The organism is Yersinia sp. 22-579 (assembly GCF_030433455.1).
GTDB classification, from domain to species: Bacteria; Pseudomonadota; Gammaproteobacteria; order Enterobacterales; family Enterobacteriaceae; genus Yersinia; species Yersinia enterocolitica.
Genome location: NZ_JAUJTZ010000001.1, coordinates 295,116 through 308,407 on the forward strand (window position 1 = coordinate 295,116; position 13,292 = coordinate 308,407).

Sequence of the window (13,292 nt, forward strand, 5' to 3'; positions counted from 1 at the left end):
TATTTAAAGTTATTGCTGTTGTCTGATATTTCCCCTGTATTTTTATGGGGTGAGGTGATGTTTTTCTTTTTAAGAAATTCGGTAGTTAAACTTATTGCATTTCTGGCGATGTGTTTGGTATTTCCGGTGTGGGCCGGTCATTATTCCTTTGACCCTACATTATTAGTAGGTAATAATATTAATGCTAATACTAAAACGGATCTTTCTTTATTTGAACAAGGAGGGCAATTACCAGGCACTTATCTGGTGGATATATTCTTAGGTGATGAAAAGGTGGATTCCACTAATGTGACATTCCATGCAGTAAAGTCACCAACTGGAGAATATTCGCTACAAGCTTGTTTAACTAAAGAGCAATTATCCCGCTATGGCGTAGATGTGGATAATTACCCGGAATTATTGCCGCCAGCAAAAAATACCGAGCAGGGTGAACAAGCTGACCAGTGCGTTAATTTGGCGGCTATTCCACAGGCCAGTGAAGAGTTTGAATTTTATACTATGCGGTTGGTGCTGAATATTCCACAAGTGGCATTGCGGCCCAAGGATGAAATCCCAATCGAGCGCTGGGATGATGGTATTACTGCTTTTTTGCTGAATTATATGGCCAATAGCAGTGAAACAACTTATCGCCAAAATGGTGAGCAGCAACACTCGCACTATATTCAGCTGTATCCCGGTTTTAATATTGGTGCATGGCGCATTCGTAATGCCACCAGTTGGAGCCAATCCGGTGATACTGGCGGTAAGTGGCAAAGCAGCTATATCTACGCCACGCGCGGGTTGTACCGCTTAAAAAGCCGGGTCACTTTGGGGGAAAGCTATACTCCCGGTGATTTTTTTGACAGCGTGCCATTCACTGGTGTGATGCTGGGCGATGATGCCAATATGCTGCCGAGTAATCAGCGCGATTTTATGCCAGTAGTGCGCGGCATCGCCCGCTCTCAGGCGCGAGTGGAAGTGCGGCAAAATGGCTATCTGATCTACAGCACTGTGGTGTCACCGGGGCCGTTTGAGTTAACTGACATGCTGCCCAGTCACTCAGAGGGTGATTTGCATGTGACGGTGTTGGAAAGTAACGGCGCAACGCAGCAGTTTACCGTGCCTTATACCGTGCCAGCTATCGCGCTGCGCAAGGGGCGTTTGCGCTACAACCTGATGGCGGGGCGCTATCGCCCAGCTAATGTGGATGTGGAAACCACGCCCATCGCACAGGCTACAGTGGCTTATGGGTTGCCATGGAATCTGGCCGCCTTTGTCGGCGGGCAATGGTCGCCGCACTATCAGGCCACCACGGCGGGGATGGGGGGGATGCTGGGGGATTATGGTGCGTTGTCATCCAGTATTACCCAGGCCAGCAGCGAATATCGCCAGCAGCAGCCGGTGAAAGGGCAGGCGTGGGAAGTGCGCTATAACAAGACCTTGCAAGCATCGGATACTTCATTTTCAGTGGTCAATAGCCAATACAGCACCGCTGATTTCAGTACATTATCCGATGTATTGCAAAGTTATCGGCGTCATGGTGACAGCTGCAGGGATTGGCACTCAAACCCACTGCGCAACCAAACCAGTGTGGTCGTCGGGCAATCCTTAGGTCAGTTTGGCTATCTAAACCTCAATTGGTCACGACAGAATTACCGCGATGCGCCAGCGAGCAGTTCGTGGGGCATCCAGTATAGCTTCAATACCGGCGATCTTAATTGGTCATTGGATTGGATACAAAATCAGTATCGCGGTAATCAGGATCGCCTGTTGAGTTTGTCGGTCAGTATGCCGCTGGGCCATGAACACAACACCTATGCGGCTTACCGTATGACGTCATCTGATAACAGCAAAGATCACGAACTGAGCTTGTATGGCCATGCTTTCGATAATCGGCTGAGCTGGAATGTGCGCCAGACAGAACGTTATGCTCAATTTCACTCCGGTGAAAACAGCGGTTCACTGGGCCTGGATTGGCACGGTTCTTATGGCGATATTGGCGGGAATTATTACTATAACCCGACGATGCGCCAGATCAGTGCCAATGTGTCCGGCGGGGCAGTTATCCACCGGCACGGGTTGACATTGGGGCCGCAAATCAATGGCACCGCCGCACTGGTTGAAGTGCCGGGGGTGAGCGGAGTCTCCACCAGTGAAGATAGGCGGTTGAAAACGGATTTTCGCGGCTACAGCATCGTGCCGAGCATTTTCCCTTATGAAGAGCATGATATTTTGCTGGAAACCACTGATTTACCACCGGATGCTGAGGTGACAAAAACCGATGCCAAGGTGCTGCCGACCGAAGGGGCGATAGTACGCGCCAGCTTCAGCCCACAAATCGGGGCGCGGGCGCTGATGACCATCACCCGCAAGAATGGCGAAAGCATTCCGTTTGGCGCGATGGCCAGTTTGGTCAATCAGCCCGCTAATGCGGCGATTGTGGATGAGGGCGGGAAAGCTTATCTGACTGGCTTGCCGGAAACCGGGCAGTTGTTGGTTCAGTGGGGTAGGGATGCCAGCCAACAGTGCCGGGTAGATTACCAGCTTGCGAGCGCGAAAAAAGATGACTCTGGGCTATATATGCTCAGTGGCGTGTGTCATTAAGCGGGATAAATCATAGCAAAATGCCCGTCAGATGAACTGGCGGGCATTTTTTTGCTTTCTGATTTGCTTAAATTTCCGCCTGCGATTTCAACCAGGCTATCTCTTCGGCCCAGATATCCGGGTTCACTGTTTCCAGAATCAGCGGAATATTATCGAAACGCGGATCGCGCATAATATAGCTGAATACGGTTTTGCCGATGTTCCCTTCACCCAAGCTGTGGTGGCGGTCAACACGGCTGTTAAATTCGCTTTTCGCATCATTAAGATGCATACCGCGCAGATATTCGAAACCGACAATATCCCCCAGCGCACCGAATGTGTGTTGGCAATCAGCTTCAGTTCGCAAATCATAACCGGCGGCGAAAGCATGGCAGGTGTCGATACAAACGCCCACGCGGCTCTTATCTTCCACCCCATCAATGATGGCGGCCAGATGTTCAAATTTGAAACCGAGATTACTGCCCTGACCCGCAGTGTTTTCAATCACGGCGGTCACGCCCTCAGTTGCATCCAACGCGATATTGATGGATTCTGCGATACGCGCCAGACACTTATCTTCATCAATTTGCAGTAAATGACTGCCGGGGTGGAAATTCAATAATGATAGCCCCAGTTGCTGGCAGCGCATCATTTCATCAATAAAGGCTTCACGAGACTTCTCAAGCGCCTCGGTGACCGGATGACCGAGGTTAATCAGATAGCTGTCATGAGGCAGAATTTGGGCCGAGGTATAACCGTATTGCTCACAAGCTTGCTTAAACTTTTCAATCACATCTTCCGCCAGTGGGGCGGCGCGCCATTGACGTTGATTCTTGGTAAACAGAGCAAAGGCAGTGGCCTCAAGTTCGTGCGCCCGAATCACAGCCTGATCGACTCCACCTGCTGCGCTGACATGTGCACCGACAAATTTCATTCCATTCTCCTTTGATAACCCAGCCATTATGGCATCGATAGCGGCGCGATTGAATGGGATAAACTGCGGGAAAAGAAAAGGGCCACCGAGGCAGCCCTTAAATAGTAATCAAATAGCGGGATACTGGCTTTACGCCGCAATATGCTGCACCAATAAGTTGATACCCGTACCGCCAATCAGCAACCAGGCAAATAGCATCAAAGCCAATAACAGCGGTTTGACCCCAGCCTGGCGGATAGAACCCACATGGGTGGTTAACCCCAGAGCTGCCATCGCCATCGCCAGCAAAATGGTGTCCAGTGTAATCAAATGGCTAACCCAAGCTGCGGGCAGCAAATTCAGTGAGTTAAAACCGGCCATCAGGATAAATATCACCGCAAACCACGGAATAGTGATGGCACTTTTTTCACGTTTTTGCCCACTGGCCTTCAGGCTGCTGCGACCCAGATAAGCTGACAGTAACAGTAAGAAGGGCGCGAGCATCATGACGCGGATCATTTTGGTAATGACGGCGGCATTTTCAGCATCCGGGCCAATGGCATGACCCGCTGCGACGACTTGTGCCACTTCATGAATAGTCGAACCGGCAAAGATACCAAAGGTTTCCTGATTAAACGGCAGCCATTGGTAATGCAGATTCAACTGAAATAGCCAAGGATAAACAAAAATCGCCAGTGTCCCGAAAATCACCACTGTGGCGACGGCCACTGCCACTTTGCTGGCATCGGCTTTCAGCACCGGTTCGGTCGCCATAATAGCTGCTGCCCCACAGATACTGCTACCGGCACCAATTAACATGACGGTTTGCTGATCCAGACCAAATACGCGCTTACCCAGCCAGCAGGCCAATATAAAGGTTGAACTGAGAGTTAACAGGTCAATAATCATCCCGGTCGCCCCGACATCAGCCACTTGCTGGAAGGTCAGGCGGAAACCGTACAAAATAATCCCCAGCCGCAGTAAGTGCTGTTTGGCCAGCACCACCCCGTCCGAGCAGACCGGTTGTGCCCAAGGGTACACCGTGTTGCCGACGACGATGCCGAATAAAATAGCCAGGGTCAGTGCTCCCAGCCCCATATCGATAAACCACGGCATATCACCCACTTTGAGCGCTAACCCAGTAATCACACCGGTCAACACCAAGCCCGGAATATAGCGGGTCAGAGTAAACAGCTGTGGACGGGAGAGTTCAGTTGTATGTGAAGTCGCCATGTTTTTTCCTCTGTCCTGTAAAGATTGAGCACAGTTTACCGGGTTTAGGCATAATAGATAAATTGATTATATATTTATAATCTATCGATATAAGTGGTATGTAAGTAAACGGAGCTTGAGCGACATTTGTTAGGCAGAGTGTCGTGGGGAAACGGGCTACAATGTGGTGAGTTTCAATAGTTATCGGGGATTTAGCGTTTTAATATGAAACAAGTAAAACCAGAAAAAGCACTGTGGGCTATCTTGATCATTGCCCCACTTATATATTTATTGATTCCACCTTATTTAGTCGCTTACTTTTTCAAGTTGTATAACTTGAATCCTTTTCATATTGCCCCTCTGCCACATTTTAATCCGTTTAAAAGTGAGCGCGGTATCCCATTATCCCAGACATTCAGCTATCTGTTGGTTATCTGGTTGATTTTTAATGTGGTTATAGGCGGGGGCGCAACAATTATTTATCATCTTTTCCTGCGGGGAAATGAGAATAAATAGCATTTTTACTGCTGAAATTCATCCCGGATAACCTCCAGATTTTACTCAAAGGTGTTAGTCTTATACGGTAATTGAGGCTATATAATCCTTTCGTCAGCAATTGCGTTAGTGACTAATATACCCTTCTTACTTGAAGTTGCTGCGTGGGCTGTTCATACGGGGCACTGACCTGAGCCAGCACATCGGACTCGCCGGTCGCAACTCCAATTACTTTGGGTAAACGTTAGCTCTTCTCATCCAACAACTGACGAACAGAATGATGATAGCGTCCTCCATTCTTTACTACAGAGACCGTTATGCACATAACCTTACGTCAACTTGAAGTCTTTACTGAGGTGCTAAAAAGCGGCTCTACGACCCAAGCTTCGGTTGTGCTCGCGCTTTCACAATCGGCAGTCAGCGCAGCATTGGCGGATTTGGAAGGGCAATTAGGAGTACAGCTTTTTGATAGGGTCGGTAAGCGTTTAGTCACCAATGAACATGGGCGATTGCTTTACCCAAAAGCACTCGCACTTCTAGAACAAGCATTTGAAATTGAACAGCTTTTCCAGCAAGACTTAGGTGCGCTGCGCATTGCTGCCAGTAGCACCATTGGCAATTATATGTTGCCGGGCATGATTGCCAAATACCGGCGCGATTTCCCCGGTACCCCACTGGAGCTGAATATTGGTAACAGTCAGGATGTGATTGAAGCTGTTGCTGATTTTCGCGGTGACCTTGGCCTGATTGAAGGGCCGTGCCATATGCCAGAGCTGATGACACAAGCCTGGTTGCGTGACGAGCTGGTGGTGTTTGCCGCGCCGGATAACCCGTTATGTCATAAAATGCTGACGTTAGAAGAGCTTGCCGATGCCGCGTGGATCTTACGCGAGCGGGGTTCAGGCACGCGTGAAGTGCTCGACCACTTATTACTGGCAAAATTGCCACACTTTAAACTGGTGATGGAGCTTGGGAACTCTGAGGCCATCAAGCGGGCAGTGCGCTACGGCATGGGGATCAGTTGTTTGTCGCGCCGGGTGATTGCCGACCAACTTGCCAACGGTGAACTGATTGAACTTAACATTCCTTTGTCTCCACTTATCAGGACGTTATACCTGATTCATCACCGGCAAAAGCATATCTCGAACGCTTTGCAGCGCTTTCTCAGTTATTGCCAGGAAGAGCCCTGAATCGGTGGTTTCCGCCAAAGCGTATTGACGTCATAAAGCATAAGATTTTAAGTGTTTTACACCAAAGGGAACAGGGATCGCGGCATGAATGCTCCACTGCCAGGGATTTATTCTGACAATTGAGCTTTTGCTAATAATTGAGCTGTGATCATGAAGGTATCTTATATCAGCGCATTGTTACTATCCGAGACGGTGGGATTTGTTACAATCCCGCCTTATTTTTTAAGGGTGAATTAGGGTAAGAATGACTCAGCAAAATACTAAAATCCCAGTGCAACAGGGTGCACAGCGTTTACGCCGTGAGCTTAAATCACGGCATTTAGCCATGATTGCTATCGGTGGCTCCATCGGTACCGGTTTGTTTGTCGCCTCAGGCGCGACAGTTTCTCAGGCCGGCCCAGGTGGAGCATTGCTCTCCTATGCATTGATTGGCTTGATGGTTTACTTCTTGATGACCAGTCTCGGTGAATTGGCGGCATTTATGCCGGTATCTGGTTCATTTTCGACTTACGGCTCAAAATATGTTGAGGAAGGCTTCGGCTTCGCCCTTGGCTGGAACTATTGGTACAACTGGGCGGTGACTATCGCTGTTGACCTGGTCGCGGCACAATTGGTGATGAATTACTGGTTCCCGGATGCGCCGGGCTGGATCTGGAGTGCGCTGTTCCTCGCCCTGATGTTTTTACTCAACTACATATCAGTGAAAGGTTTTGGTGAAGCGGAATACTGGTTCTCACTGATTAAAGTGACCACGGTTATTATCTTCATCATTATTGGTGTGATGATGATTAGCGGCATCATGAAAGGCGGCGAGAGTGCAGGGTGGCACAACTGGACAATCGGTGATGCACCGTTTGCCGGAGGGTTCTCGGCGATGATTGGTGTGGCGATGATTGTCGGTTTCTCCTTCCAGGGAACTGAGCTGATTGGTATTGCTGCTGGTGAATCAAAAGACCCAGGCAAAAACATCCCTCGTGCGGTGCGCAAGGTATTCTGGCGTATTCTGCTGTTCTATATCTTTGCTATCCTGATTATCAGCCTGATCATTCCGTATACCGACCCAAGTCTGTTACGTAATGATGTTAAAGATATTAGCGTCAGCCCGTTCACCTTAGTGTTCCAGAATGCAGGTCTGCTATCTGCGGCAGCGGTGATGAATGCGGTTATTCTGACCGCGGTATTGTCAGCCGGTAACTCAGGCATGTACGCCTCTACCCGTATGCTATTTACCTTGGCTTCAGAAGGTAAGGCTCCGCGTATTTTTGCCAAACTTTCTCGCGGTGGTGTACCCCGTAATGCGCTGTATGCCACCACTGTAGTCGCGGGCTTGTGCTTCTTAAGTTCGATGTTTGGTAATCAAACTGTCTATCTGTGGTTACTGAATACTTCAGGTATGACAGGCTTTATCGCCTGGTTGGGTATTGCTATCAGTCATTATCGTTTCCGTCGTGGTTATATGATGCAGGGCCGCGATTTGAACGATTTACCGTATCAGTCAGGTTTCTTCCCGCTGGGGCCAATCTTTGCCTTTGTCCTGTGTTTGATCATTACTTTGGGTCAAAACTATCAGGCATTCCTGCAAGATCGCATTGATTGGTATGGCGTGACCGCCACTTATATCGGTATTCCATTATTCCTGGTGATTTGGTTCGGCTATAAACTGAGCCGTGGTACCAAGGTGATCAAATACAAAGATATGGAATTCCCGAAATGGCGTGATGAAAGTCATGATGATCAGGACGCTAAAAAAACAGCACTGATTGCTGACTAACAAAATGACGCAATGATGGAAGGGCGATAATATTATCGCCCTTTTTTGTTGCCAAAAATGGTGATCATTTGAACGAAGTTAAGCAAATAATTTCGCTAACTTCGCTTCATTCCCTCGCTAACGTCATGGATAAAACACACCATACTCATTAAATAACATTATAAAATAATCATTTACAGATATTCATATCAAATCAGTTATAGCAATCTTATTGATAAGTATTATCGTTTGTTTTATTGTTAGCGGCATATTGAAAGTCGGTAACCGAAATAAATGAGTCTATCCACTGAATCCATGACAGAAACCTCTCACCAGATTGATGCCGATGTTATGGGGCGTTATAAGAACATTGTGCGTCATCGCCTGCTCATCATGGGCGTGCTGGTGCTGGCCATCTTCGGCTGTTTGCTACTGGATTTCACGATGGGGCCATCAGGCCTGACTTTGTCATCCTTGTGGCAGACGTTAATTGATCCGGCCAGTGCAGATGCAGGAACGCGGGTTATCGTTTGGGATATCCGTTTACCCTACGCCTTGATGGCGGTGGTGATTGGTTTGTCACTTGGACTGGCGGGTGCGGAGATGCAAACCATCCTCAACAACCCTTTGGCCAGCCCCTTTACCCTTGGCGTCTCTTCTGCTGCGGCCTTTGGTGCGGCACTGGCGATTGTCTCAGGAATTGGTATTCCAGGGGTGCCCGATCAGTGGTTTATTTCCGTTAATGCCTTTATTTTTGCGCTGTTTGCCGCATTAATGCTCGACGGTATTACACGCTGGACGCGGGTGGCGACCTCCGGTGTGGTGCTATTTGGTATCGCGCTGGTGTTTACCTTTAATGCGCTGGTATCCATGATGCAGTTCATTGCCAGCGAAGATACGCTGCAAGGCTTAGTGTTCTGGACGATGGGCAGCCTGGCACGGGCTTCATGGGCCAAACTGGGCATTATGCTGGCGGTGTTTGCCCTGATGCTGCCGTTGTCGATGATGAGCTCGTGGAAGCTGACGGCATTGCGTTTAGGTGAAGACCGGGCCATCAGTTTTGGTATTGATGTTCGCCGCTTGCGGTTGGGGACATTGCTGCGTATCAGTATGTTATCGGCGCTGGCGGTGGCTTTTGTCGGCCCGATTGGCTTTATCGGGCTAGTGGCCCCCCATATTGCGCGCATGATTTTTGGTGAAGACCACCGTTTCTATCTGCCAGCCAGCGCCCTGATTGGTGCGCTGGTGCTGTCCATGGCATCGATTGCGTCGAAAAACCTGATTCCTGGTGTCATCATTCCCGTCGGGATCGTCACTTCGCTGGTGGGTGTACCCTTTTTCCTCAGCATTATTTTGCGCCATAGGGGGAATGTATGACTTCTGGCTTACGTATTGAACATTTCAATGCGGGTTACCCGAAACGCCCGGTCATTCAGAATTTGACCGTGCCATTACTGCCACGAGGCAAAATCACCGTATTGCTCGGGCCGAATGGCAGCGGGAAGTCAACATTGTTACGCTCAATGGCTGGTTTGAACCGCGCCCAAGGGCAGTTATGGCTTGATAATAATGATCTGATGCAGATGCCGTTTGCACAGCGAGCCGAGAAAGTGGTGTATTTGCCGCAATCATTACCGGCTGGGGTGCATCTCCATGTGTTGGAATCGATTATTGTGGCACAGCGTGCTTCCGGCGGGCGCAGTAATGCCAGTAGTGAAGCTGAGGTTATGGCTTTACTGGAACAACTGGGGATAGCCCATCTGGCACTCAGTTATCTGGATCAACTCTCCGGCGGTCAGAAGCAGTTAGTGGGTTTGGCGCAGTCACTTATTCGCCAGCCCTCACTGTTATTACTGGATGAGCCGCTCAGTGCGTTGGATCTTAATTATCAGTTCCATGTGATGGATTTGGTGCGTAAGGAAACCCGCAAACGCAATATTATTACTGTGGTGGTGGTGCATGACATCAATATAGCCTTGCGTCATGGCGACCATGTTTTGATGTTACAAAACGGCACCTTAATTGCCGATGGTTTGCCGGAAGAGGTGATTACGCCGCAAAGTTTGGCCAAGGTCTATGGTGTGAAAGGGCGTATTGAGCGCTGTTCACAAGGGACACCACAAGTGTTAATCGATGGATTAGTCACGGAACCAACAATTTAATACCCTGCGTACACTTTGGGTATGTTTATGCAGTAACAGGTTTTATAAAACAATAATTATGTATTAAGCAGAAATCGTTGGAAGCGCTATTTCTGCTTTGGTGAGCTATTGCCAATTTTTATAAAAATAATATTTATCACCTGCCCGTCAGGCGGTATCGCTACAGGCAAAAGAACCTGATGGAAAGGCTCTGAGTAAATTAATACCTCATGGAGAACGTGTAATGGCTAAGGCCTTTAGGAAATCTAATGCTGCGGCATTGGTAATAGCGACAATTATTTCATCTCAGGCATCTGCTGCTGAAACCACTGCTACAGATACTATGGTGGTAACGGCATCTGGCTTCCAACAACGAATTCAAGATTCGGCGGCGTCTATTTCTGTGGTGACCCGCGAACAAATCGAGAATAAAGCCTATACCGATATTACCGATGCGCTGAAAGATGTGCCGGGTGTGGTTGTTACCGGCGGCGGAAGTCACAGTGATATTAGTATTCGTGGTATGTCGGCGAAATACACCTTGATTCTGGTCGATGGCAAGCGGGTTGATACCCGTGGTACGCGGCCAAATAGCGACGGTTCAGGAATCGAACAGGGTTGGTTACCCCCATTGGCGGCCATCGAGCGCATTGAAGTGGTGCGTGGCCCAATGTCATCTTTATATGGTTCGGATGCGATGGGCGGGGTAATTAACGTTATTACCCGTAAAGTGGGCAAAGAGTGGCACGGCACCGTGCGTGCTGATGCGACTTTGCAGGAAGACTCCAACTCTGGCGATATTTATCAAACCAACGCCTATGCCTCTGGCCCATTAATTGAGGGCTTATTGGGATTAAAAGTCAGCGGTCTGCTTTCTCATCGTAGCGAAGATAAAATTATCGATGGTTATAATGAGCAGCGCCTCAGAAACGGCGCGGCGACATTTACACTTACACCGGATGATAAAAACGAATTTGATTTTGATATTGGCCATTATGTGCAAGATAGAAATACCACCGCAGGGCGTTCAGTGGCGTTAAACGGTAAAAGCAGTGATGTGCAATATGACCGCAATAATTATGCGATTACCCATCACGGTTATTATGATTTCGGCAATTCCACCAGCTATGTTCAGCGTGATGAAACCCGCAATCCATCGCGTGAAATGAAAAGTGTCGATAATATCTTTAATAGCCAAACTTCTTTCCTGTTTGATAGCCACACGTTAATTCTTGGCGGCCAATATCGCTATGAAGAGTTATATGATGAGGGTAATCAGTTAGCTTCAGCTAAAGACCTCACCAAGTTGACGCGCTGGAGTTGGGCATTGTTTGCTGAAGATGAATGGCAAATGACCAATGATTTCGCGCTGACCGGCGGCATCCGTATGGATCAGGATGAAAACTATGGTACTCACTGGACACCACGAATGTACGGTGTTTGGCATTTGTCCGAGCAATGGACATTAAAAGGTGGCGTGTCCGGTGGCTATCGCTCACCTGATTTACGTCAGGCAACAGATAATTGGGGCCAAATCACCGGCGGGAAAGGTGATCCGGCAATTATTGTCGGTAATTCCAGCTTGAAACCGGAAAGAAGTATTAGTGAGGAAATTGGTGTTCTCTGGGATAACCAGGAAGGTATGAATGCGGGCGTGACGCTATTTAATACCGATTTTAAAGATAAAATTACCGAAGTTCGCCGCTGTACTGATACTACCGGTAACGCATCCGGCCAGTGCATGATCAATGGCAACAGCTATAAGTTTATCAGTGACCGTACCAACGTAGATAAAGCCATGACACGCGGTGTGGAAGCGACTTTTGGTTGGGATATCAGCAAAGATTGGTCACTGACCTCTAACTATACGTTTACTCAATCTGAGCAAAAAAGTGGTCAGTTCTCCGGCCAACCATTGAATCAGATGCCAAAACACATGTTGAACGGCACATTGAACTGGCAAGCCACTGAAGATTTGGCAACCTGGATTCGTGCTAACTACCGCGGTAAAACCTCCGAGTATCTTAATCGTACCAGTATGGGCACCACCACACCGTCTTATACGTTTGTGGATTTAGGCGCTAACTATCAGTTAACGAAAGAGTTCCGTCTGATGGGGGGAGTCTATAACCTGCTGGATAAGCGAGTGGATATCGAAGTTAACGATAAAGTTCTGGATGGTCGCCGTTATATGGTGGGTGCCAGCTACGATTTCTAATCTCCTTCGTACTTGAAGCCGCAGGGGTGTTAGCGGGCGTTCACTTACCCGAATCACTTACTTGAGTAAGCTCATCGGGATGCGTTCGCTGGCCGCCTACCTGCGACTCCAATGACTTCGGAGATAGGATTCGTACTTGAAGCCGCAGGGGGAGCTATTTTTCTCACCCCCTGTTTAATTAGCTTAAACCAATATCAATCACTTTCTGGAAGGCGGTTCTATGAGTCAGGCTTTGGTACCATCGCTGTAAGTGCGGTAATTCTGGGCGCTCAATGGATAGATTGAACCAGGCATAAGCCAGGCAGCCTAATGGAATATCGCCGATACCGAATTTATCGCCAGAAAGATAAGTTTGTTTGCTGAGAGCTTCATCTGCAATCGCCATTAATGCATTCAGTTGATCAATACCGTGAGCAATTTTGGCTTTATCTTGTAATTCCGGAGCAGTACGTACCAACCCGATAAACACTGCTTTAAACGGTTCCACTACACTGGATGTCGCCCAATCCATCCATTTTTCAGCTGCCGCCCGCGGCTTTGCCTCAGGCAGATAAAGTGCATTATCGCCATATTGTGCCGCGAGATAGCGCACAATAGTGTTAGATTCCCACAGAATAAAATCACCGTCTTGCAGGCAAGGGATCAAACCATTGGGGTTGAGTGAGCGATATAATGGATCGTTCAATTTGCCATATTGCCCACCAACATCGATGCGCTCATAACTGACACCCAACTCTTCCAGACACCACAGCACTTTTTTGACATTGGTCGAATTATTCCGACCCCAAACCGTCAGCATATCAAACTCCCA

The 13,292-nt window shown here is 48.4% G+C and carries 10 protein-coding genes; 7 read left to right on the plus strand and 3 right to left on the minus strand.

All coding sequences use genetic code 11. The features are described 5' to 3' along the window. Positions 1 to 108: 108 nt before the first annotated feature. Positions 109 to 2,583 carry a fimbrial polyadhesin usher MyfC gene (gene myfC, locus QSV56_RS01375; protein ID WP_301210558.1) on the plus strand — a complete coding sequence of 825 codons (2,475 nt, stop codon included), beginning with the start codon at positions 109 to 111 and terminating at the stop codon, positions 2,581 to 2,583. 67 nt (positions 2,584 to 2,650) lie between these two features. On the opposite strand, the gene nfo is transcribed toward myfC, so the two are convergent. Both nfo and QSV56_RS01385 read right to left on the minus strand, forming a co-directional pair. Further along, positions 2,651 to 3,496 carry a deoxyribonuclease IV gene (gene nfo / locus QSV56_RS01380; protein WP_046050674.1) on the minus strand — a complete coding sequence of 282 codons (846 nt, stop codon included), beginning with the start codon at positions 3,494 to 3,496 and terminating at the stop codon, positions 2,651 to 2,653. A gap of 129 nt (positions 3,497 to 3,625) precedes the next feature. After that, positions 3,626 to 4,708 carry a YeiH family putative sulfate export transporter gene (locus tag QSV56_RS01385; RefSeq protein WP_050157349.1) on the minus strand — a complete coding sequence of 361 codons (1,083 nt, stop codon included), beginning with the start codon at positions 4,706 to 4,708 and terminating at the stop codon, positions 3,626 to 3,628. Between the two features lie 204 nt (positions 4,709 to 4,912). Between QSV56_RS01385 and QSV56_RS01390 the strand changes: the two genes are divergently transcribed. The 6 genes from QSV56_RS01390 (at position 4,913) to yuiR (ending at position 12,481) form a co-directional block, all read left to right on the plus strand. Further along, on the plus strand, positions 4,913 to 5,203 hold the full coding sequence (locus QSV56_RS01390) for a hypothetical protein (RefSeq protein WP_019079932.1): 291 nt from the start codon (positions 4,913 to 4,915) through the stop codon (positions 5,201 to 5,203). A 296-nt stretch (positions 5,204 to 5,499) separates the two neighbouring features. After that, positions 5,500 to 6,372, plus strand: coding sequence for a DNA-binding transcriptional regulator YeiE (gene yieE, locus QSV56_RS01395; RefSeq protein WP_050163847.1), 873 nt, complete (start codon positions 5,500 to 5,502; stop codon positions 6,370 to 6,372). 244 nt (positions 6,373 to 6,616) lie between these two features. Next, on the plus strand, positions 6,617 to 8,143 hold the full coding sequence (locus tag QSV56_RS01400) for an amino acid permease (protein WP_050917410.1): 1,527 nt from the start codon (positions 6,617 to 6,619) through the stop codon (positions 8,141 to 8,143). A 273-nt stretch (positions 8,144 to 8,416) separates the two neighbouring features. Then, positions 8,417 to 9,499, plus strand: a complete 1,083-nt coding sequence (locus QSV56_RS01405) for an iron ABC transporter permease (RefSeq protein WP_005171333.1) — start codon at positions 8,417 to 8,419, stop codon at positions 9,497 to 9,499. Beyond that, positions 9,496 to 10,284 (plus strand): ABC transporter ATP-binding protein, encoded by a 789-nt coding sequence (locus QSV56_RS01410; protein ID WP_019079929.1) that lies wholly within the window; start codon positions 9,496 to 9,498, stop codon positions 10,282 to 10,284. The genes QSV56_RS01405 and QSV56_RS01410 overlap by 4 nt, the downstream gene beginning before the upstream one ends. A 223-nt stretch (positions 10,285 to 10,507) precedes the next feature. After that, the gene (gene yuiR / locus QSV56_RS01415; protein WP_050129957.1) at positions 10,508 to 12,481 is read left to right on the plus strand and encodes a colicin FY TonB-dependent receptor YuiR; all 1,974 of its coding nucleotides are present in this window, start codon (positions 10,508 to 10,510) and stop codon (positions 12,479 to 12,481) included. 178 nt (positions 12,482 to 12,659) lie between these two features. Here yuiR and QSV56_RS01420 read toward each other — a convergent pair whose 3' ends face one another. Beyond that, positions 12,660 to 13,280 (minus strand): glutathione S-transferase, encoded by a 621-nt coding sequence (locus QSV56_RS01420; RefSeq protein WP_019079927.1) that lies wholly within the window; start codon positions 13,278 to 13,280, stop codon positions 12,660 to 12,662. Positions 13,281 to 13,292 lie beyond the last annotated feature (12 nt).